Here is a 21,556-nt window from a genome sequence, read left to right as displayed (position 1 = left end):
ATTCTTTGCCCGGTAATCAGGCGTTTTTCAGCATCCACTCGATTTCGGTATCGGTGATGAGACGCTCAAACTGAATTAACTCATCGTTCTTACACGCATGGTAGACGTGACAAAAACGCTCCCCCAACAGGGCTCGCAGCGCGTCATTTTCTGCGAATTCACACAACGCATCGCTCTGGCGGATCGGGAACGGCAAACCGTCCTGCTCCAGTCCGTTGCCTTCCACCTCAGCCGGCAATGGCAGATCGTTATCCAGACCATGTAAAATGCCCGCAAGCAGGGTGGCCATTACCAGATACGGGTTGGCATCCGCACCGGCCACGCGGTATTCAACACGATGATTATCACGATCGCCGCAGGGGATCCGCAACGCCACCGTACGGTTGTTATGCCCCCATGACGCCTGCGTCGGCACGTACATGCCAGGCTGGAAACGACGGTAGGAATTTACGTTAGGCGCCAACAGTGCCATAGATGCAGGCATCAGGTCTATCATTCCTGCCAGCGCGCGCTTCAGAGTGCTCGAATCTTCGCCATCGGCGTTCGCCAGCACGTTTTCACCTTTATTATTCAGCACGCTGATGTGGATATGCATCCCGCTGCCCGCATGCTCTTCATAGGGTTTCGCCATAAAGGTGGCGTGCATTTTATGCTTCTCGGCCACCAGGCGAACCAGGCGCTTCAGCGCCAGCGCATCGTCGCAGGCATCCAGCACATTATCGGTATGATGAAGATTGATTTCGAACTGCCCCGGCGAAGCTTCAGCGACCGCGCCATCGGCAGGGATAAGCTGCATCCGCGCTAAATCATCAATATCGGTCAGCACATCGGCAAAGTGGTTCAGGTTATCGACGGAATAGACCTGGCTTTGCATATTGCGATCCTCGGTGCCCGGTGCGCACGGCGGCTGGAGATACCCTTCCGCGTCACGCTGCCGATCCAGTAAATAGAACTCCAGCTCTACCGCTACCACGGGGTGCAGACCGCGCTGGCGAAGCTGCTGCCAGAGTCGGTTCAGTACGTTCCGCGGCTCAACGTCAAAGGGAGCGCCATCTTCATCCAGCATGGTCAGCATCATCTGGCCGATAAATTCCGGGTCCGCGGCGGACGGCGTCAGCGTACCCAGCACAGGAACACAGCTACGATCCGGCTCGCCCAGTTCCTGCCCTAGTCCGGCTTCTTCCACAACGTTGCCGAGGATATCCATCGCAAACACCGAGGCGGGGAAATAGCAGCCTTTCTCTAACTTGCGCAGACCTGAAACCGGAATGCGTTTGCCGCGGAAGCAGCCGTTCAGATCGGTTAACAACACATCGACATACTGCGTTTGCGGGTAACGTTCGAGATAGTGTTTTACTTCGCGCGCAAACGCGCTACTTCGTCTCTCTTCAGACTGCTGAACAAAATTCTCAACTTCTACGATATTGGTTTCCATGATTCACCGCCGTTGCTTTGAGGTACGGTCACTGACACAGACCGTTAAATATAATGTCCATTTATCGACTGTGGATGCAATCTAAATGTTTGTCAAATGTTAAATCAAGTTTGCAAACAAGTTAAACCACTGCTAGATTGAGAAAATATTGAACGGAAATTTGCAACAAGGAATCGTTTGGCAATAATTTTTTCCAGAACGTGAGGCCGATCATGGGCAATATATTTGACAAGCCAGTTATTGGTGTTGTGATGTGCAGGAACAGGATCAAGGGTCATGAGACCCAGACTCTGCAAGAGAAGTACCTGAATGCCGTTTTAAACGTGGGAGGATTGCCCGTCGCGTTACCGCACGCGCTGGCGGAACCGGAACTTTTTGCCGCATTGCTGCCGAAACTTGACGGTATTTTCCTGCCGGGCAGCCCGAGCAATGTCCAGCCGCACCTTTATGGTGAAAACGGCGATGAGCCTGACGCCGATCCCGGGCGTGATCAACTGAGCATCGCGTTAATCAACGCCGCGCTCGAAAGGCGCATCCCCCTTTTCGCCATCTGCCGGGGTATGCAGGAAATGGTTGTCGCTACCGGCGGGACTCTGTATCGTCGCCTGTGCGATCACGCACAGTTTCTGGAACACCGCGAAGATGCGGAGCTACCGGTGGAGCAGCAGTACGCACCATCGCATGAAGTCCAGGTACTGGAAGGCGGATTGCTTTCTGCATTGATACCCGGGTGCAGCACGTTTTGGGTTAACTCCTTACACGGCCAGGGAGCAAAAACACTGGGGCCGCAATTGCGTGTTGAAGCGCGCTCGCAGGACGGACTGGTGGAAGCGGTGAGCGTTCACGATCACCCTTACGCGCTGGGCGTGCAGTGGCACCCGGAATGGAACAGTAGCGAATACGCCCTGTCGCGTTTGTTGCTCGAAGGTTTTATTACTGCCTGTCAGAACTATCTCGCTGAAAAGCAGCGACTCTGACCACTACTGTTAAGGAAAAAGCAATTATGAGCGATGACGGCCTGGCTCCGGGGAAACGTCTGGCGGAGATTCGACAACAACTGGGTCTTTCTCAGCGTCGCGCAGCCGAACTGTCTGGATTAACACACAGTGCTATCAGCACCATTGAGCAGGATAAAGTCAGCCCGGCAATCAGCTCGCTCCAGAAGCTGCTGAAAGTCTACGGTCTGTCCCTCTCCGAGTTCTTTGCCGAACCGGAAAAACCGGACGAGCCGCAGGTCGTGATTAATCAGGACGACCTGATCGAAATTGGTAGTCAGGGTGTTTCCATGAAGCTGATTCATAACGGAAATCCTAATCGCACACTGGCCATGATCTTTGAAACGTACCAGCCTGGTACGACGACAGGCGAGCGGATCAAACACCAGGGTGAGGAGATTGGCACAATACTGGAAGGTGAAGTGGTATTGACCATCAACGGTCAGTCATACCACTTAGTTGCGGGACAGAGTTACGCCATTAACACCGGCATTCCTCACAGTTTCAGCAACACTTCGGCAGGCATCTGCCGCATCATCAGCGCCCACACTCCCACCACGTTCTGATTTTTCTGGCCTGACGCTTTCAGGCCTTTATTAAAACAGATTGTCACAGGCGAACCCGCCTGCGGCTCTCTGCGGCCAAATTTTGCCGGAACAATAATTTATCCGATTGAAATAAGAGGTTTTCTATGGATTTCCATCATCTGAATTACTGGCAGGAAAAAGCAAAAAATATCACCCCGGAAAGCCGTTTATTTATTAATGGCTGTTATTGCGAGGCACAGGATAGCAGCACGTTTGCCACGCTGGATCCCGCCGCTCAGCGCCCGCTTACCGAGGTAGCGCGGGGCAAACAAGCCGACGTGGAGATTGCCGTGCGCGGCGCCCGTGAGGTATTTGAACGCGGCGACTGGTCACAGGCGGCACCGGCAAAGCGCAAGGCAGTGCTGAATAAGCTCGCGGATCTTATGGAGCAGCATCACGAGGAGCTGGCGTTACTGGAAACGCTCGATACCGGTAAACCGATTCGCCATAGCCTGCGTGATGATATTCCCGGCGCGGCCCGCGCNGCCGCCATTGTGCCGTGGAATTTTCCGCTGTTGCTGGCTTGCTGGAAGCTCGGCCCGGCGCTGGCGGCGGGCAACAGCGTCATTCTGAAGCCGTCGGAAAAATCTCCGTTGACCGCGCTGCGTCTGGCCGGGCTGGCAAAAGAAGCCGGACTGCCGGACGGCGTGCTTAATGTCATCAGCGGTTACGGTCACGAAGCCGGACAGGCGCTGTCAAAACATCCGGATGTGGACGTGCTCACCTTCACCGGCTCGACCCGCACCGGCAAACAGCTGCTGAAAGACGCNAGAGCGCCAACGTTGTTTTTGCCGATTGTCCGGATCTGGAAAAAGCCGCCGCCACCACCGCCGCGGGGATCTTCTACAACCAGGGCCAGGTGTGCATCGCCGGGACTCGCCTGTTAGTGGAAGAGAGCATCGCCGACCGTTTCCTCGCCCTGCTTCAGCAGCAGGCGAAAAACTGGCAGCCGGGCAACCCGCTCGATCCCGCCTGCACCATGGGCACGTTAATCGATAACGCTCATGCCGACACGGTGCAAAGCTTCATTCGGGATGGAGAAGCCGGTAACACGCTGCTGCTTGACGGGCGCAGCGATGCCCATCCGGCCGCCGTCGGCCCGACCATTTTTGTCGATGTCGATCCCACATCCCACATTTCACGCGACGAAATTTTCGGCCCGGTGCTGGTCGTCAACCGCTTCCGTACAGAAGACGAGGCGCTACAGCTGGCCAATGACAGCGATTACGGACTCGGCGCCGCCGTGTGGACCGGCTCACTTAATCGTGCGCATCGCATGAGTCGCCGCCTGAAAGCGGGTTCTGTGTTTGTGAACAACTATAACGACGGGGATATGACCGTGCCGTTCGGCGGTTACAAACAAAGCGGCAATGGTCGCGATAAGTCATTGCATGCCCTTGAAAAATTTAGCGAACTGAAAACCATCTGGATTGCCCTGGAGCCTTAATCATGACCGAACATACCACAAGCTATTACGCCGCCAGCGCCAATAAATACCAACCATTTCCGACACTTTCTGAATCCATTACCTGCGACGTCTGCGTGGTGGGCGGCGGCTACACGGGGCTCTCCTCTGCCCTGCATCTTGCCGAAATGGNNCTGCCCGCATCGGTTTTGGTGCCAGCGGTCGTAACGGCGGCCAGCTGGTGAACTCCTACAGCCGCGACATCGACGTGATTGAAAATAGCTACGGCCCTGAGGCCGCGCGCATGCTTGGCAGCATGATGTTTGAAGGCGGCGAGATCATTCGCGAGCGCATTAAACGTTATCAGATTGACTGCGATTACCGCCCTGGTGGCCTTTTTGTGGCGCTGAACCATAAGCAACTGGCAACGCTGGAAGAGCAAAAAGAGAACTGGGAGCGCTACGGCAACACGCAACTGGAGCTGCTGGACGCTGATGCAATTGCCAGAGAAGTGGATACCGATCGCTACGTCGGTGCCCTCCTCGACCGTAGCGGCGGGCATATTCATCCGCTGAATCTCGCGATTGGTGAAGCCGACGCGATCCGTCTGAACGGCGGGCGCGTGTACGAACAATCACCGGTGACCAAAATCCAGCACAGCAACCCGGCGGTGATCAGCACCGAAAAAGGCCAGGTCACCGCCCGTTACGTGATCGTCGCCGGTAACGCCTATCTCGGCGACAAAGTCGAACCGGAACTGTCAAAACGCAGCATGCCGTGCGGCACCCAGGTGGTCACTACCGAACCGCTGTCAGCGGAGGTGGCGCAGTCGCTGATCCCGAATAACTACTGTGTGGAAGATTGNNCAACATTTATTACATGCAGGGTTACAGCGGCCACGGCGTGACCTGTACGCACCTGGCCGGTCGGCTGGTTTCAGAAGCATTACGCGGTGATGCGGAGCGTTTCGACGCGTTTGCAAAACTGCCGCATTATCCGTTCCCGGGTGGGCGCAACCTGCGCATTCCGTTTACCGCTATGGGCGCGGCGTATTACAGTCTCCGCGATCGCCTTGGGGTGTGATTTATCGCCCACGCACAGGGTGATCCCCCCTGTGCGTTTTTTTATTGTGACTTAAGTTTTGGATATTTCTGCAACCAGCGTCCGCTGACCATCCGCCAGTAGAAGAGTACGCCACGCACCGCCCAGTCGAGGAACATCCCCAGCCAGACGCCGATAACCCCCATACCGAGCATGATCCCCAGCACATAGCCTGCCACCACGCGGCAGCCCCACATGCTGAACATCGACACCCACATGGCAAAACGCGCATCCCGCGCGCCTTTCAGACCTGACGGTAGCACCCACGATGCTGACCAGATCGGCATAAACGCCGCGTTGAGCCACAGCAGGATGACCACCACCTGTTTAACGTTCGGATCCTGGGTATAAAACGACGCGAACAGCCCGGCAAACGGCGCGGTGCCCCAGGCAATCGCCGTCAGCCCGATAGTCGACAGCCAGAACACGTGGCGCAGCTGGCGCTCCGCCTGACCAATCTGTCCTTTGCCGAGACGCTTGCCGGTGATGATCGTCGATGCAGAACCGAGGGCGTTCCCCGGGAGGTTGATCAGCGACGCCACGGAGAAGGCGATAAAGTTACCCGCGATAACGTCCGTGCCCATTCCGGCGNCACCCCCTCCCCGCCGTTAAACAGCACCGATTCAATGCTGGCGGGGATCCCAATGCCCATGACTTCCCAGATGATGCCGAAATTGAGCGGCTTGAAGTAGCTTCTCAACGGAATGCGCAGTGATTTCACCCCTTTGATCAGCACCAGCACGATGGCGATTGCACCGATATAACGCGAAATGGTTAACCCGAGCCCGGCTCCGACAAACCCCAGCCCTTGCCAGGACATAAAGCCGTAGATCAACCCGCTACTGATGATAATGTTCAGAATGTTCATCCCACCGTTAATCAACAGCGGAATTTTGGTATTGCCTGCCCCGCGCAGCGCGCCGCTGCCAATCAGCGCGATGGCGGCCGCCGGGTAGCTGATCACCGTCAGTTCAAGATAGGTCAGCGCCAGCGCTTTCACCGGCTCGGTCGCGGCTCCGGCAATAACGTCAATAATCTCTTTACCGTAGGCATGGATGACGATCGCCAGCACCACGGAAAACAGTGCCATGATCACCAGCGACTGCCGCGCCGCCGACCTCGCCCGCTTGTGATCGCGCTTGCCGAGGCTGAAGGCCACCACCACTGTCGTACCGAGGTCAATCGCCGCAAAGAACGCCATCACCACCATGTTGAAGCTGTCAGCCAGCCCGACGCCCGCCATGGATTCCGCCCCCAGCCAGCTGACCAGAAACGTACTCAATACGCCCATCAACAGAACACAGGTGTTTTCCAGAAAGATAGGTACAGCAAGAGGGGTGATTTCACGCCAGAAGAGAACCCGATAACTTTTTCGGTTTTTATACCAGGCCGTACGCTCTACGGACTGGCGAAGTGCTGCGGTGACGTTCAAAGGGGACCTTACTGAGAAAGTTGAAACTCCATTTCAAATGATGATGGAGAATACGCAAAGCTGCAAAATTTTTTTCTGCATTAATTGACGGAAATTACAACAAATTGTTGGCAGAAGAAGCAATTGGACACGAATGCGAGAAATGGGGTTTGACAAAGATTTTTTCGCCGCTAAGATAAGCCTCCACACGATTCCTCTGTAGTTCAGTCGGTAGAACGGCGGACTGTTAATCCGTATGTCACTGGTTCGAGTCCAGTCAGAGGAGCCAGATTTTGAAAAGCCTGCTTTCGAGCAGGCTTTTTGCTTTTTCACGCCGTTACAGTACGAAACCGTAGTGCGAGCCATCGGGCAGTTCGACGTCAAAACGCAGCTTGCCGCCCGCAGCTTCAACATAGCGCTTCAGCGTAGACAGTTTCAGGTCGCGCCCCGGTTTTTCCATTCCCGCAATCGTGGGTTGTTTGATGCCCAGCGTCCTGGCCATCTCCACCTGCGTTTTCTGCACTTTCTCACGCAGTTCTGCCAGATGGATATTCAGCAGGATATCATCGGCCAGCGCCTGCGCTTGTGCAACAACCTCAGGTTTTGCATCAGCGAGCATCTGCTCCAGCGTTCTGCCCATTTTGTTACTCCTTTTTGTCTGAATTCATCAGATAGTTCGTGTATTCGCGATCCGCAACCCGCAGCATTTCATCGTAGAATCGCTTCTCGTTACCTGCCTTGTTTCCGGCGCACAGCAAAATGGCGTCACGGAAAGGATCAAAAATAAAAAATGCACGAAGCGGCTCTCCCCGGCTCTGGATTCGTAACTCTTTCATATTGTGAAAGCGAGAACCTTTAACCGTATCCGCATACGGCCGGGACAATTGCGGTCCACTGCCGCGTAAAACCAGCAGCGAGGCCAGAACACTCGCCTGATCGCTATCGCAAAGTGAATCGAACCAAGTATCAAACCTGTTCGTCGTTTTAATCATCCACACGGGATCTCCTTATCAATATAGGTTAAAAACTATATAGGTGTAAAGCGATAACGGAGAGTGTGAGGGAGAAGAACAGCGAGGCACAGACAGGTTATATACGGAACGCGGGGCGTTTTCCGATTTTTCAGTAGATTCGACACGGTAAGTCAGTGTCTTTACGAGCAACGCCGCAAAAGGGAAGAGAGAATCTGCCGAGGTATTACCCCGGCACGAAACACAGCGCTACACTCCCGGCAACACAATATCACTGCCTGCCAGCGTGCCCATCTGGTTGTACATTGCACAGGCGGCATCGACGACAGGCATTGCCAGTGCCGCGCCGCTGCCCTCTCCCAGCCGCATATCCATATTCAGGTACGGTTCAAGCTGGAGCGCGTTCAGCGCCACGCGGGTGCCTTTTTCGGCAGAAACGTGAGACGGAATAAGATAGGGTTTGACCGTCGGGGCGATCTGACAGGCGGCGAGTGCAGAAGCGTATGACAGAAAACCATCCAGAATGACCGGTAAGCCACAGGTGGCGGCACCAAGCATAACACCGGTCATGCCAACGAGATCGAAGCCACCCACTTTTGCCAGCACGTCGATCGCATCGCTGGCATCAGGTTGATTGACGTCAATAGCGCGGCGCACCACATCCACTTTATGCGCCAGCTGGTTTACCGGCAGATTTGCCCCGATGCCGACCACCGCATCCGGTGCGGTTTGTGTGAGGACACTGACGACTGCGGCGGCTGGCGTGGTGTTTGCCATACCCAGTTCGCCAACGCCAAACAGCGTCACGCCTTCAGCAGCAAGCTGGCGAGTGTACTGCATCGAGGCCACCAGCAGCGCGACCGCCTGCTCGCGCGTCATCGCCGCTTCCCGGGCGATGTTTCCGCTGCCTCGCGCGACTTTCATATTGACGACGCCGGCGATCGGATCGGCATCGATACCCACGTCAACCACATGCACCTGAGCGCCCGCCTGCTTCGCCAGCACACAGACGCCGGTATTCTGGCGGATCATATTTTCGGTCTGAATGGCGGTGACGATCTGCGGTGAAATAGTAACGCCTTCATGCCAGACACCATGGTCAGCGCACATGACGACAATCGCTTTATTATCGAGCTGCAACTGACCGCCTAAACCCGGCATGCCCGCCAGCTGCACCGCCAGCGATTCCAGCTTCCCAAGACTGCCGGGTGGTTTCAGCAAACCATCAATATGCTGCTGCGCGTGGATCATCGCGGCCGTATCAGGCAGCGGAATAGTTTCCAGTAACGCGTTAAAATTTTGCATCGTTTGCGTTCCCGGTCACAGCAGCGCCAGCAGAAAAACCACTTCGCCCAGTTCAATTGCCGCACCCAGCGTATCGCCCGTCTGGCCGCCAAGCGTGCGTTTGAGCAGTTTTGCGATCAGGTAGATAACCACGAGGGTGAACAGAAACGCCACCAGACCGTTCATTCCCAGCAGCGCGATCGCCAGCACGGCGGTGATCCCGAGCGTAATCGCTGCCTGCCTGAACGTCACTTTGCCGATAAACAGGTTGCCCATCCCCTCTTCACGCGCATAGCGCTGTCCATACATCAGCAGCACCGAAACACCGCGCCCGGTGGCACAGGAAGCAGCCAACACAGCAGGAAGCCAGACGCCACGCAGCGCCAGTTCACTGACCAGCAACACTTTCGCCAGCAGGACAAAAAAGAGTGCCAGCCCGCCATGCGTGCCGAGACGACTGTCGCGCATGATCTCCAGCATCCGCTCGCGCGGGCGTGACGAAAAGACGCCGTCGCAGGTATCCGCGAGTCCATCCAGATGCAACCCGCCTGTCAGCAGCGCGAGCGCGAGTACCGCAAACATTGCCGCCAGCGGCGTACCGCACCAGGTATGCAGTAGCGCGAACACCAGCCCGCCCAGCGCCCCGAGCAGCAGCCCGACCAGCGGAAATGTCGTGATGCCACGGACATAATCCTGCAGCTCTACACCCTGAGACCAGCGCTGCGGCACAGGCAGACGGCTCATAAAAGAGAGCGTGGCAAAGAAAACCCTGTTCATTTTATTTTGACTCCTATACCTGACACCACCAGCCAGACGTCTTCCGCCGCCTGCGCCAGTTTTTGATTGGCCCGTCCGGCAATATCACGAAAATGTCGCGCCAGCCGGTTCTCCGGCACAATACCCATTCCCACTTCATTTGTGACCAGCACGACCGGTGACGGGCAGTGCTGGCACAACGTAATCAGATGTGATATCTCGTCATCCACCCGTTTTTCCAGCGCGGCATAATCCCAGTTCTCGGGATCGCTTGCGCCGCCTTCAGCAAACAGGATGTTGGTGACCAGCGTCGTAATGCATTCCAGCAGGATCGCCTCGTCGGGGGAATTCTCCGGCGTGATCAGCTGTTCGAGGCGTTGCCAGCGCTCTTCGGTGCGCCAGTGCGCTGGTCGGCTTTGCCGGTGATGGGCAACCCGCGCCGCCATCTCGTCATCAAAGATTTGCGATGTCGCAATATAGAGAACGGAACGGTAGTGGCAAANCTCGGCGTGCCGGCTTTTACCGCTGCGCGCGCCGCCAGTGATAATAATCATGTTGAGGGTTCCTGATGCAAGCATCGTGCGGGTTTGGATAAAATAAGATTCATACAAACATCAGGATTTAAGAGAGAGGGAACGGCGAGAGCCACGCTCTCACCGCCAACCGGTTTATTCGGTTTTCGCTTCAGGCACTTTCACTTCGCCCATGATTTTCAGCTTTTTGGAAATATCACGACGTTCTTTGGACAGCTCGGCATTTTTGATGATGTAGTCATCAACGCGATCTTCATAATCGCTTTTCATGCTGGCGATAATACCCTGAATGGCCTCGACGCTCATGCCTGGCTTGATGTAGTCGCTCAGGTTGTCGAGCAGCAGAACACGTTTCTGGTTGTCACGGATCTTTTTCTCAACGTCCTGGATTTCACGCTGCAATTTGTTTTTGCGTCGGAACAGACGAACAAATTCCAGTACATCCTGAAATGAAGGCTTAGTTGTTTCCATTTTTACACCCCTGCTAATTAAGACTCGGATTCGTTAACACAACCGCTATCGTCTGAGGGATACATTACGTATAGCAATTGCTAATGACAATGGTTTTTGCTTTGGGATCATCATAACCCTAAATGCCGCTGAATCGAAACAACCTGACATCAAACCCTCGCCCGTCTGTCTTTTATTTGCGCAATGCGCGGCAGATCAGATGGGAAAGCAACTCCAGCTGGCGCGCCAGCTCCATGCTGAGCCACACATAGCCGTGAATCGGCGTTTCTGACAGGTTTTCACTGTGGTATTCCTGCATCAGCTGTCGCAATTCGGCGGCGATTTCACTTAATCTTTCACTATTAGCCAGTATCGGCTGTGGATTGCCTTCGTACAAGGCGTGGGCGATGGTCAGCAGCGTTTGCTGGGTCATCTGCTGGGTCTCACGCAGCGTCCGGGCATTGAGCATCACAAAATGGCTTTCGCGCGATGCCCAGTGCGCGTTGACCTGCAGCTCCAGCATGCAGACCAGATTGCGGCTAACGGTTTGAATGCCTTCGAAAATGGATTTCTGAATGCGCGTTTCTTTGCTGGCGGGAGTGATCAGCCCACGCATTTTAACCACGTCACTGAGCATTTTCTGCAGATGCGTATCAAGACGCGGGCGTTCGAGCAAATTGGGCGAGGTTCCCGTCTGGTAGAGGCGGTTGTAGAGGGTGACAAAGTGCGCCATCTGAATGCGCCAGTGCAGAAACGCGCGCTGCGGCCAGATGCCGGTAAACAGCATCGCCAGCAGCGAGCCAAATATCACATCACCGCTTCGCCACAGCGCAGTAGTCAGATCCCCCGGCGGCGCGCCAACCACCACCGCCAGCGTGATGCCAATCAGCAGTGCCTGATACGGTTTCTTGCCCAGCGCCAGCCAGCCGCAGAGAAACATCGCGATGGCGCACCAGACAAGCATCAACGGCAGTGAAATAAGTTCGAGCTTAAGCGCCACCAGCCCCAGCACGGCGCCCAGTATTGTGCCGCCAATGCGTTGATACGCACGGGGAACCACGTTTCCCCAGAATGAAATAGGCCCCATCACCACGACAAGTGTGATCAGGGGCCACGTCCCTTCCGGAATATCAAACACCCGGACCAGCAAAAAGGTCAGAATAAATGCCAGCGCTATCCGCACACCGTGAACCACACGGTAGTGGCGATACAAGCGTATTTCAAAAGGACTTAGTGATTTATCTGCACGCACACCCGCTCTCCGGCAACGCCGTAAAGCACAATTGTAACGGGTTTTCTGCCGATCGCATCACGCTACTGTCATCATCCCGAATTTCCGCGCTTTTTACTTACGCTCGACCGCGACGTACATGTCGATATCCCAGTAGCCGTCAGTCGCGCCATCGTTCAGGTAAACCTCAAAGGTGGGTTTCTGCGCGAACTGCCAGGTCGCATCCTGCTGCAGGCTGTCGAAGAACTGATACCACGGCGTGGCGAAATCAAAATTTTCGACCCGCGCGCGGGCAACGGCATAATCTCCGCCCTCCACGGTGGTCAGCATCACGCCTTCGCTGTTCGCCGGGATCTGAAAACCCTCCGGTACAGTCACCGCGGTGTCGCAGCGCAGCTTTTCTGCCGGGGTGATATCCGGGTTATCGTAGTACACGGCAATCCATTCCAGCGGCTGAATCTGTTTGCCATCCACCCACGCCATGAGCTGTTCAAATCCCTGTTTGACCTGTTGATCCCAAGGCCCGACCAAATGAAACCCGGCAATCGTGCGCGTGTTTTCCTGCCTGATGCTGTATTCCATGCTGCCTCCATTATTGATGATTTACTGTATAAATATACATATAAAACTAGCAGAGGAGAGGATCATAGTATGTGCGAGAATTCACAAAATTACGCTTTATGATGCAGCCAGTCGCTGAAGCGCGAGAACAAACCGCCTTTCTCCACCCGTTCCAGCGTGACCAGCGGCATATGCGCGATGACCTTGTCGCGATCGAGAAGCTCAATCTCGCCGATCCGTTTGCTGGCCGCCAGCGGCGCCTCCAGCGATTTCTGATCCAGCACGTATTTTGCTTTGATATGCGGGATCTCCGCTTTCGGCAGGGTGAGCCAGAAATCCTGAGCGGTTCCCACTGCGATGGTCTCTTTGTCTCCGTACCAGATGCGCTCGGTGCCGACCTGTTTACCCTGTTGCAGAATTTGCACCGTATCGAAATTCTGCTGGCCCCACTGCAACAGCTTGCGGGCTTCGACTTCGCGCCCTTTCATACTGTCCGCGCCCATGATGACGGCGATCAAACGACGTTTGCCATCCACCGCCGAAGCAATCAGGTTAAACCCCGCGCCAGAGGTGTGGCCGGTTTTCAGACCATCGACGTTCAGCGTTTTGTCCCACAGCAGGCCGTTACGGTTCTGCTGGGTGATACCATTCCAGGTCAGGCTCTTCTCGCTGTACATGTGATAGAACTCAGGCTCACCGTGAATAATGGCCCGCGAGAGCACCGCCAGATCGTAAGCAGAGCTGTGCTGGCCCGGCGCGTCCAGACCGTGAACGGTTTCAAAATGGGTATCTTTGAGCCCAAGTTTTGCCACATAGTCGTTCATCATTGCCACAAACTGCGGCTGCCCACCGGCGACGTAATCCGCCAGCGCCACGCAGGCGTCGTTACCGGAATCGACGATCAGGCCGCGGCTTAAATCGCGCACCGTCAGGCGATCGCCCGCTTTCAGGAACATCAGCGATGAACCATCAAACACCGGGTTTCCCTTTGCCCATGCGTCGCGGCCCACGGTAACCATGTCGTCTGCGCTAATACGATGGCTGTCGATGGCGCGATCCACCACATAGCCGGTCATCAGCTTGGTGAGACTGGCGGGGTTGCGCTGCTGATGTTCATTGCCGGAGGTTAAAATCTGGCCAGTGGTGTAATCCATCAGAACCCAGGAGCCCGCCTTTATCGTCGGCGGTGCGGGGGAAAACTCAATCGCGTCGGCGGCCAGAGCCGATGAAATACTCATCGCGAGTAAAGATGCAGCAATAAACAAACGGCGTTTCAACAGCATATCCTCAAGAACGTGATAAAAATCGCTGTTCTTTTTACGGAAGTTCGCGTCTCAGCGCCCGGCAAAATTGCAAAGAAATGTGACAGCCTCGCTTTCGTCACTCTTCATTCTGTGCTGATGCACGAGAAAGCACGGCTTTTTATTCGGATGTCAGGCCACAATCGTTTACCATAACCCCATCATATTCAAACAGGATGGAGCTTCGGGTGTCTGATTCAGCAACGCGGCCAACTTTTCTCTTCCACGACTACGAAACCTTTGGCACCAGCCCCTCGCTGGACAGGCCCGCGCAGTTCGCGGCGATCCGTACCGATGCGGATTTCAACATTATCGGCGAGCCGGAGGTCTTTTACTGCAAGCCTGCCGATGACTATCTGCCGCAACCCGAAGCGGTATTAATTACCGGCATCACCCCGCAGGAAGCGCGGGCGAAAGGCGACAACGAGGCCGCGTTTGCCCGACGCATTCAGGACATTTTTACCGTGCCCAAAACCTGCGTGGTGGGTTACAACAACGTCCGCTTTGATGATGAAGTGACGCGGAATATTTTCTACCGCAACTTCTACGATCCTTACGCCTGGAGCTGGCAGAACGAGAACTCGCGCTGGGATTTGCTCGACGTCATGCGTGCCTGCTACGCGCTGCGCCCGGAAGGCATTAACTGGCCGGATAACGACGACGGCTTGCCGAGCTTCCGCCTTGAGCATCTGACCAAAGCCAACGGGATTGAACACAGCAACGCCCACGACGCGATGGCCGATGTGTACGCCACCATCGCCATGGCGAAGCTGGTGAAAAGCCAGCAGCCGCGCCTGTTTGACTATCTCTATAGCCACCGCAGCAAACAGAAACTCGCCCCACTGATTGACGTGCCGCAGATGAAACCGCTGGTGCACGTTTCCGGCATGTTTGGCGCCTGGCGTGGCAATACCAGTTGGGTGGCGCCGCTCGCCTGGCACCCGGACAACCGCAACGCGGTGATTATGGTTGATCTTGCAGGGGATATCTCTCCGCTGCTGGAGCTGGATGCCAACACCCTGCGCGAGCGGCTTTATACCGCCAAAGCGGATCTCGGCGATAACGTCCCGGTACCGGTGAAACTGGTACACCTGAATAAATGCCCGATACTGGCGCAGGCCAATACGCTGCGCCCGGAAGACGCTGACCGTCTGGGGATCAACCGTCAGCACTGTCTCGATAACCTCAACGTGCTGCGTGAAAACCCGCAGGTGCGCGATAAGGTCGTGGCGATCTTTGCCGAAGCCGAACCCTTTGTTCCGTCGGATAACGTTGACGCGCAGTTGTATAACGGTTTTTTCAGCGATGCTGATCGCGCCGCGATGAAAATCGTGCTGGAGACGGAACCGCGTAATCTGCCCGCGCTGGACATTACGTTTGCTGATCCGCGAATCGAACGCCTGCTGTTTAACTATCGCGCCCGTAATTTCCCCGGAACGCTGGATGACGCCGAGCAGCAGCGCTGGTTACAGCATCGCCGCAACGTCTTTACGCCGGAGTTTCTGCAGGCCTACGCCCAGGAGCTGGAAATGTTATACGGTCAGTACGAAGGGGACAGTGAAAAGCTGGGGCTGCTTAAGGCGCTGTATCAGTACGCGCAGGACATCGTCTGAAACGGCCTCCCGCGAGCGGCGGGAGGCGTGATAATCAGGCTTTCTGAACGGTAATGCTCCAGGCCGCGTCACCCACCTGCTGGTAATCGGTGATGGCATGGCCCTCTTCCGCCGCCCACTGCGGAATGGCTTCCGTCGCCTGGGTGCAATCGAATTCAATAACCAGTTCATCGCCGCTGGCCATTTCCGCCAGCGCCGCTTTTGCTTCAATCAATGGGAACGGGCAAACCTGCGTCACCACGTCCAGTTTTTTTACTGCCATAACCACTCCTGCTTTTCAGTTACGCCACGGCGGAGGCGAGTTTCGCCTTGCGCTGCGGACGGACATACAACATCCACGACGCGGTCCATACGCCGAGGATCATAAATACCAGACCAATCCAGCCCTGCCAGGTCATCNCCCCCCCCCCTGCCATGCTGGCGCCGAAGCCCATCAGCAGACCACCGAATCCACTGCGCAGCGTGGTGGCAGCATCAGCCGCGCGCACACGAAACTCACGGCTGGCTTTCGCGGCAATGAACGAACCGAGGAAAATACCGAGCACCAGGAAAACACCCCAGTTGAGGAACTTGCTGTCGCCCGCCACCAGGAACTGCAGAATGTTTGCAGTGGGCGATGTGATGCCGAGACCGAACATGCGACCGGTGGCTTCGCTCAGCGGCCAGGCCAGCAATGCGATCAGGCCTATCAGCACCGCAGTGACAAACGGATGCCAGCGCTTTTCAAACAGAATATGCGCCAGGCCGGTACGACGCGGCGGCAACGTAGCGACTTTCNCTCTTCCCCCCCCAGCCACAGCGTGACCGCCAGCAGTGCCGCGATCAGCGGCCAGACGGAAATATTGAGCGTATCGGCAATGCCGTTGTGCTCCGTGCTGTAGGTTTTGAGGATCTGGTTAATCCCTGCCGCGTGCGGCGAACGCATGATGGCGCTCATCACCATATAGGTGAACAGGGCAATCCAGCTGCCGATAAGTCCTTCCCCGGCGCGATACCAGGTGCCGGTGGCACAGCCGCCGGCGTAGACAATGCCGAGGCCGAAAATAAAGCCGCCGACGGTGGTGCCGAGCCACGGAAACGCGCCTGCGTCATAGCTCACCACGCCTGCCTGAATCAGGGCAAAGACACCGAGGCTCTGAATGGAGATGGCAATCAGCAGCGCATAGAACATGCGGTTGTTTTTGGCGATGTACATATCGCGGAAGCCGCCGGTAAGGCAAAAGCGCCCGCGCTGCATGACGAAGCCCAGCAACGCGCCGCACACCAGCCCGCTTAGAATCATTGAGAACATTAATACTTAACCTGTTAATTAATTATCAGGAAATTATTCCTGACCCATCCCCCAGGAACCAATAACCAAAGTTTCTAACATAGAGCGTTTGGTTATGGATACGCGCAAAAAAAAACCGGAGACAGTTCAAGTGTCTCCGGTTTTCTATCGATCAGCGCGTTAATTACGCGATGTCTTCATACTGCGGTACCGGGTTGCGGAAGCTTTTGGTCACACAGGCCAGATACACCAGACCGATACCGGCCCAGATCAGGCCCAGCACCATCGAGCTCTCTTCCAGGTTAATCCACAGCGCACCCACGGTCAGCGCGCCACACACCGGCAGCACCAGGTAGTTGAAGTGGTCTTTCAGCGTCTTGTTGCGCTTCTCACGGATCCAGAACTGCGAGATCACCGAGAGGTTAACGAAGGTGAAGGCCACCAGCGCACCGAAGTTGATCAGCGCCGTCGCGGTCACCAGGTCAAAGTTAATCGCCAGCAGCGCAATTGCGCCCACCAGCAGCACGTTCCATGCCGGAGTACGCCATTTAGGGTGAATGTAGCCGAAGAAGCGGGTCGGGAAGACGCCGTCGCGGNNGCGGGAAACGCCCGCATGTGCCGCCATACCGGATGCCAGTACGGTCACGCTGGAGAAAATCAGCACGCCCCACTGGAAGGTTTTGCCTGCCACGTACAGCATGATTTCCGGCTGTGACGCGTCCGGCTCTTTAAAGCGGGAGATATCCGGGAAGTACAGTTGCAGGAAGTAAGAGGCCCCGATGAACACCAGACCGCCAATCAGCGCCGTCAGGAAAATCGCTTTCGGGATCACGCGCTCGGCATCTTTGGTTTCTTCAGACAGCGAAGAGATGCCGTCAAAGCCGAGGAACGAGAAGCACAGGATCGTCGCACCGGTGATCATCGGCACCACGTGTGCGCCTTCAGACCAGAACGGACGCGTGCTGGTCAGCGTACCGGCACCTTCGCCATGGGAGACACCGTAGATAATCAGGCCCACAATCACCGCCACAATCCCCATCTGCAGAATAACAATCAGGGTGTTGAAGTTGGCAACGGTCTTGATGCTGCGCAGGTTAGAGATGGTCATAAAGGCCACCAGCGCCACCACGAAGAGCCACGACGGTACGGAAGGCACCAGTGCTTCGAAGTAAATTTTCGCCAGCAGAATGTTGATCATCGGCATGAACAGGTAGTCCAGCAGCGACGACCAGCCCACCATAAAGCCCACGGTCGGGCTGATGGATTTCTGAGCGTAGGTATACGCCGAGCCAGCAGACGGGAAACGGCGAACCAGTTTACCGTAGCTCAGCGCAGTAAAGAGAATTGCGATCAGCGCGAAGGCATAAGCCGTCGCAACGTGACCGTCAGTGAGGCCTGACACGATACCAAATGTATCGAACAGCGTCATCGGTTGCATATAGGCAAGACCCATCATGACAACCGGAACCAGCGTAAGCGTTTTACGTAATTCCACGCGAGAGGTGTTTGGAGTAACGTTATGCGACATGGTCATCCCCCTTTACGGCGAATGCCGTCGCGTAAGCAAAAAATTGCCCCATTGTTCTGGAATCCTCAGCGACAACAACTGTCGGTTTTTGGTAAGTATCTATCCGGTACGAAGCCCGGCCTCTTGGTTTTAAATGACGAAACGCGATGCAAAAAAATAACCGACGAGTTAAAAAAACGTCGGTTAGTCTCTGATTTTGCAGGCGGCGTATTGTGCCCTCAACATTTACTAAAAACAAGAGAATGCGAGCGCCGTCAAAGAAAACTTTTCAATAACTGCTTGATTTTTAAACGCGCTGTTTCTGATAGACCGCCGCAATGGCACTATTTGCTAAAATAGCCTGCCGCCACCACGCGCTGGCGAGCCCGGCGGTCTGTTCATTCCAGCCGATCCACACCGGGTCAACTGCCGAAAACGACGCGACTTTTTTCTCTGTCAGCGCCCCGCTGTCGAGAAAACGTTGTGCCATATAACGTGGCACAAAACCACACCCCAGGCCGCTGATTTGCAATTCCAGTTTAGTCTTGAAATCAAAAACGGTGATGGCGTCCTGATCTTCCAGTAACTGGCGGAATGCCGGATATTCAGGCGAGGAGTTGTCACCCACCACGATGGCACGATAACGCTTAATGGTTCGACGGCTGAGCGGTTCGTTTTCCTGCGCCAGCGGATGATGCGGCGCAACAACGAAAACCTGCTCCAGCTCGCCCAGCGCTTCGAATGCAAACCCGCTCTGCGGCGGCGGATCGCGCAGCGCCCCGACGACAATGTCGGCCCGACCGCGGATCAGCGCGTCCCACGAGCTGCCCAGCACACCATTGATGAATTTTAGCCGGGTAACGCTGTGGCGCTGGTAGAAGGTTTCAATCAGCGGTGCCAGCAGGGAAAACGGAAAGGTGTCGTCAACGCCGATAATCAGCTCGTTTTCCCAGCCTTCGTTAAGTTTGATGGCCTGCTGCTCCAGCTCGCGGACGCTGTGCAGCACTTCACGCCCTTTTTCCAGCAGCAGTTTGCCGGTGCGGGTGAAGGTGGCGCGGTGGCCGCTGCGGTCGAGCAGTTGAATGTTGAGATCGCTTTCCAGCTTATGAACGGTATAGCTGAGCGCCGAGGGCGTCTTGTAGAGCTTTGCCGATGCCGCAGCAAAGCTCCCCTCTTTTTCAAGCGCATCAAGAATGATGAGGACATCCAGCAGTGGCNATGGACCCGCCGGTACGTCACTCCATCGGCATTACCAGCGGGTCAGGGTACTGATATTCAAAACCGAGTTCATTGCAAATCCGGCTGCCATCGATAATTTTCCCTTTCTCTTTGCTGTCTCCGGCAACGAAGGAAGGCGGCTCCAGCCCCAGTTCCCTCGCCATTTGCGGATAAAACACCGCACGCGAAGGATGTTTCGGTGCACATATATTATAGATGTGTCCCCCCTTCGGAGCCTGTAAGAGCAGCGTAATCACGGAAATCACATCCTCCAGATGCACCAGGTTGACGCCATGCTCGCCGTCCGGCGCCTGTTTGCCAGCGAAGAACCGCCCCGGGTGCCGCCCCGGCCCCACCAGCCCGGCCAGTCGCAGAATATCAACCGATGTGCCCNGCCCGGCAAATGGTGCAGCCAGTCTTCCAGCTCTTTCAGCACCCGACCGCTGGCGGTCACCGGCTCGCGTGGGGTGTTTTCTTTAATCGTCCCGCTGGCATTGCCGTACACCGACGTAGAACTGGTGAAGATGATCCGCGGAATGTGGTACGCCAGCGCGGAGTCGACGATCTCCTGCACCGCCTGCAGATAGAACTCCTCACCCGGACCGCTGCGCCGCGCCGGCAGCGTGATCACCAACGCATCCACATTCATTAACGCATCCAGATCTTCCGTTTCGCAGACCAGCTGAGGCTCCAGCCGTAAAGGATAGCTGTCGATTCCGCACATCCTTGCCGCCTCCACGCCATCCTGGGTGGTTTTACTGCCCGTGACCTGCCAGCCGTGCGCGGTTAATGACAGCGCCAGCGGCATCCCCAACCACCCTAATCCGACAATCGCGACTTTTTTCATGCGTTATCTCCTGACTCATTCGGTCTCCTCCATTAAGGCTACGCCAGCCCACCGGAACTGACAATTCATAGCATCAATATGAATTCAATAATGGATGGAAAAAAGCCCTTGCTTTAGAGGACAAAAGTGGTTTAGGTTAAAAGGCATAGAGTGAATAAGCATTCAATGAGAATTTTATGAGCGTTCAATTTAAACACCACCATCATCACCATCATCCTGACTAGTCTTTCAGGCGATGTGTGCTGGAAGACATTCAGATCTTCCAGTGGTGCATGAACGCAAGAGAGAGCCCCCGGAAGATCATCTTCCGGGGGCTTTTTTTTGGTTCGCTTTCAGACAGGTATACAGAGGAAATAACAATGTCAGACAACAGCCGTTTACGCATAGCTATTCAGAAATCAGGGCGCCTGAGCGACGACTCACGCGAATTACTGGCCCGCTGCGGCATAAAAATTAATCTTCACACCCAGCGTCTGATTGCGCTGGCCGAAAATATGCCCATCGATATTCTGCGCGTACGCGACGATGACATCCCCGGTCTGGTGATGGACGGCGTGGTTGACCTCGGCATTATTGGCGAGAACGTGCTGGAAGAAGAGCNNAGGCATCTCGTTTAAATCCTGTCTGTTAAACGGCTCGGTAGAAGTCGCGCCGCGTGCCGGTCTGGCGGATGCCATCTGCGACCTGGTTTCTACCGGGGCGACGCTGGAAGCCAACGGCCTGCGTGAAGTGGAAGTGATTTACCGCTCGAAAGCCTGCCTCATCCAGCGCGACGGCGAAATGGAAGACGCGAAACAGCAGCTGATCGACAAGCTCCTGACCCGCATTCAGGGCGTGATTCAGGCGCGCGAATCCAAATACATCATGCTGCACGCGCCCACCGAGCGTCTCGACGAAGTCATCGCCCTGCTGCCAGGTGCCGAACGCCCGACGATTCTGCCGCTGGCCGGCGATCAGCAGCGCGTGGCGATGCACATGGTCAGCACCGAAACCCTGTTCTGGGAGACGATGGAAAAACTGAAAGTGCTTGGTGCCAGCTCGATTCTGGTACTGCCGATTGAGAAGATGATGGAGTGACTG

At 55.7% G+C, this 21,556-nt stretch carries 18 protein-coding genes, 1 tRNA gene, 7 pseudogenes and 1 other annotated feature; of the genes and pseudogenes, 8 read left to right on the top strand and 18 right to left on the bottom strand.

Features of this window, described 5'->3' with window-relative positions; all coding sequences use genetic code 11:
- Positions 1–16: 16 nt before the first annotated feature.
- A complete protein-coding gene (locus GM30_RS08735) occupies positions 17–1,435 on the bottom strand; it encodes a glutamine synthetase family protein (RefSeq protein WP_049848292.1) in 1,419 nt (472 codons plus the stop codon).
- A 212-nt stretch (positions 1,436–1,647) separates the two neighbouring features.
- On the opposite strand from GM30_RS08735, the gene puuD reads away from it, so the two are divergent.
- The 4 genes and pseudogenes from puuD (at position 1,648) to GM30_RS08715 (ending at position 5,505) form a co-directional block, all read left to right on the top strand.
- Complete coding sequence (gene puuD / locus GM30_RS08730) at positions 1,648–2,412, top strand: gamma-glutamyl-gamma-aminobutyrate hydrolase (RefSeq protein ID WP_049848291.1); 765 nt, start codon at positions 1,648–1,650, stop codon at positions 2,410–2,412.
- A gap of 26 nt (positions 2,413–2,438) precedes the next feature.
- Positions 2,439–2,996 carry an HTH-type transcriptional regulator PuuR gene (gene puuR, locus GM30_RS08725; RefSeq protein ID WP_049848290.1) on the top strand — a complete coding sequence of 186 codons (558 nt, stop codon included), beginning with the start codon at positions 2,439–2,441 and terminating at the stop codon, positions 2,994–2,996.
- Positions 2,997–3,121: 125 nt separating this feature from the next.
- A pseudogene (locus tag GM30_RS08720) lies at positions 3,122–4,464 on the top strand (aldehyde dehydrogenase family protein).
- A gap of 2 nt (positions 4,465–4,466) precedes the next feature.
- Positions 4,467–5,505 (top strand): annotated as a pseudogene (locus GM30_RS08715) (NAD(P)/FAD-dependent oxidoreductase).
- A 41-nt stretch (positions 5,506–5,546) separates the two neighbouring features.
- Here the strand turns inward: GM30_RS08715 and GM30_RS08710 are convergent.
- A pseudogene (locus tag GM30_RS08710) lies at positions 5,547–6,955 on the bottom strand (EmmdR/YeeO family multidrug/toxin efflux MATE transporter).
- Positions 6,956–7,049: 94 nt separating this feature from the next.
- Complete coding sequence (locus GM30_RS27850; RefSeq protein WP_420340992.1) at positions 7,050–7,142, bottom strand: DUF5951 family protein; 93 nt, start codon at positions 7,140–7,142, stop codon at positions 7,050–7,052.
- Positions 7,143–7,147: 5 nt separating this feature from the next.
- Here GM30_RS27850 and GM30_RS08705 point away from each other — a divergent pair.
- Positions 7,148–7,223 (top strand) — tRNA-Asn (locus GM30_RS08705).
- A gap of 48 nt (positions 7,224–7,271) precedes the next feature.
- Here GM30_RS08705 and GM30_RS08700 read toward each other — a convergent pair.
- The 9 genes from GM30_RS08700 to dacD form a co-directional block, all read right to left on the bottom strand.
- Positions 7,272–7,574, bottom strand: coding sequence for a helix-turn-helix domain-containing protein (locus GM30_RS08700; protein WP_049848289.1), 303 nt, complete (start codon positions 7,572–7,574; stop codon positions 7,272–7,274).
- A gap of 4 nt (positions 7,575–7,578) precedes the next feature.
- Positions 7,579–7,932, bottom strand: a complete 354-nt coding sequence (locus GM30_RS08695; RefSeq protein ID WP_049848288.1) for a type II toxin-antitoxin system RelE/ParE family toxin — start codon at positions 7,930–7,932, stop codon at positions 7,579–7,581.
- 222 nt (positions 7,933–8,154) lie between these two features.
- On the bottom strand, positions 8,155–9,210 hold the full coding sequence (gene cobT, locus GM30_RS08690; protein WP_049848287.1) for a nicotinate-nucleotide--dimethylbenzimidazole phosphoribosyltransferase: 1,056 nt from the start codon (positions 9,208–9,210) through the stop codon (positions 8,155–8,157).
- A gap of 15 nt (positions 9,211–9,225) precedes the next feature.
- The gene (cobS, locus tag GM30_RS08685; RefSeq protein WP_049848286.1) at positions 9,226–9,966 is read right to left on the bottom strand and encodes an adenosylcobinamide-GDP ribazoletransferase; all 741 of its coding nucleotides are present in this window, start codon (positions 9,964–9,966) and stop codon (positions 9,226–9,228) included.
- On the bottom strand, positions 9,963–10,499 hold the full coding sequence (gene cobU / locus GM30_RS08680; RefSeq protein ID WP_049848285.1) for a bifunctional adenosylcobinamide kinase/adenosylcobinamide-phosphate guanylyltransferase: 537 nt from the start codon (positions 10,497–10,499) through the stop codon (positions 9,963–9,965). Before cobU ends, cobS begins: the two co-directional genes overlap by 4 nt.
- 114 nt (positions 10,500–10,613) lie before the next feature.
- Positions 10,614–10,949: a DUF496 family protein gene (locus GM30_RS08675; protein WP_049848284.1), complete on the bottom strand. Its 336-nt coding sequence runs from the start codon at positions 10,947–10,949 to the stop codon at positions 10,614–10,616.
- Between the two features lie 172 nt (positions 10,950–11,121).
- Positions 11,122–12,180: an FUSC family protein gene (locus GM30_RS08670; protein WP_049848283.1), complete on the bottom strand. Its 1,059-nt coding sequence runs from the start codon at positions 12,178–12,180 to the stop codon at positions 11,122–11,124.
- A gap of 93 nt (positions 12,181–12,273) precedes the next feature.
- On the bottom strand, positions 12,274–12,741 hold the full coding sequence (sbmC, locus tag GM30_RS08665; protein WP_049848282.1) for a DNA gyrase inhibitor SbmC: 468 nt from the start codon (positions 12,739–12,741) through the stop codon (positions 12,274–12,276).
- A gap of 89 nt (positions 12,742–12,830) precedes the next feature.
- Positions 12,831–14,003, bottom strand: coding sequence for a serine-type D-Ala-D-Ala carboxypeptidase DacD (gene dacD / locus GM30_RS08660; RefSeq protein ID WP_155483950.1), 1,173 nt, complete (start codon positions 14,001–14,003; stop codon positions 12,831–12,833).
- 194 nt (positions 14,004–14,197) lie between these two features.
- Here dacD and sbcB point away from each other — a divergent pair, with 194 nt between their 5' ends.
- Entirely contained in the window at positions 14,198–15,634 is a 1,437-nt protein-coding gene (gene sbcB / locus GM30_RS08655; protein WP_193391774.1) for an exodeoxyribonuclease I, read from the top strand.
- A 34-nt stretch (positions 15,635–15,668) separates the two neighbouring features.
- On the opposite strand, the gene tsuB is transcribed toward sbcB, so the two are convergent.
- The 6 genes and pseudogenes from tsuB to GM30_RS08630 form a co-directional block, all read right to left on the bottom strand.
- Positions 15,669–15,896, bottom strand: coding sequence for a thiosulfate utilization sulfurtransferase TsuB/YeeD (tsuB, locus tag GM30_RS08650; RefSeq protein WP_049848280.1), 228 nt, complete (start codon positions 15,894–15,896; stop codon positions 15,669–15,671).
- A gap of 19 nt (positions 15,897–15,915) precedes the next feature.
- Positions 15,916–16,925 (bottom strand): annotated as a pseudogene (locus tag GM30_RS08645) (YeeE/YedE thiosulfate transporter family protein).
- A gap of 163 nt (positions 16,926–17,088) precedes the next feature.
- Entirely contained in the window at positions 17,089–18,432 is a 1,344-nt protein-coding gene (locus GM30_RS08640; protein WP_049848279.1) for an APC family permease, read from the bottom strand.
- On the bottom strand, positions 18,422–18,484 hold the full coding sequence (gene yoeI, locus GM30_RS27845; RefSeq protein ID WP_407830030.1) for a membrane protein YoeI: 63 nt from the start codon (positions 18,482–18,484) through the stop codon (positions 18,422–18,424). Before yoeI ends, GM30_RS08640 begins: the two co-directional genes overlap by 11 nt.
- Positions 18,485–18,660: 176 nt before the next feature.
- Positions 18,661–19,624 (bottom strand): annotated as a pseudogene (locus GM30_RS08635) (LysR family transcriptional regulator).
- A 22-nt stretch (positions 19,625–19,646) separates the two neighbouring features.
- Positions 19,647–20,476: pseudogene (locus GM30_RS08630) on the bottom strand (SDR family oxidoreductase).
- A 176-nt stretch (positions 20,477–20,652) separates the two neighbouring features.
- On the opposite strand from GM30_RS08630, the gene hisL reads away from it, so the two are divergent.
- A complete protein-coding gene (gene hisL / locus GM30_RS27575; protein WP_124965863.1) occupies positions 20,653–20,700 on the top strand; it encodes a his operon leader peptide in 48 nt (15 codons plus the stop codon).
- Positions 20,676–20,799: a sequence feature (His leader region), on the top strand. (Overlaps the previous gene by 25 nt.)
- A gap of 36 nt (positions 20,800–20,835) precedes the next feature.
- Positions 20,836–21,553 (top strand): annotated as a pseudogene (gene hisG, locus GM30_RS08625) (ATP phosphoribosyltransferase).
- Positions 21,554–21,556: the final 3 nt, after the last annotated feature.

The organism is Trabulsiella odontotermitis, from assembly GCF_001188485.1.
Lineage (GTDB): Bacteria > Pseudomonadota > Gammaproteobacteria > Enterobacterales > Enterobacteriaceae > Trabulsiella > Trabulsiella odontotermitis_A.
The sequence above is the reverse complement of the archived record's forward strand: the minus strand, read 5'-3'. Positions and strand labels throughout refer to the sequence as shown.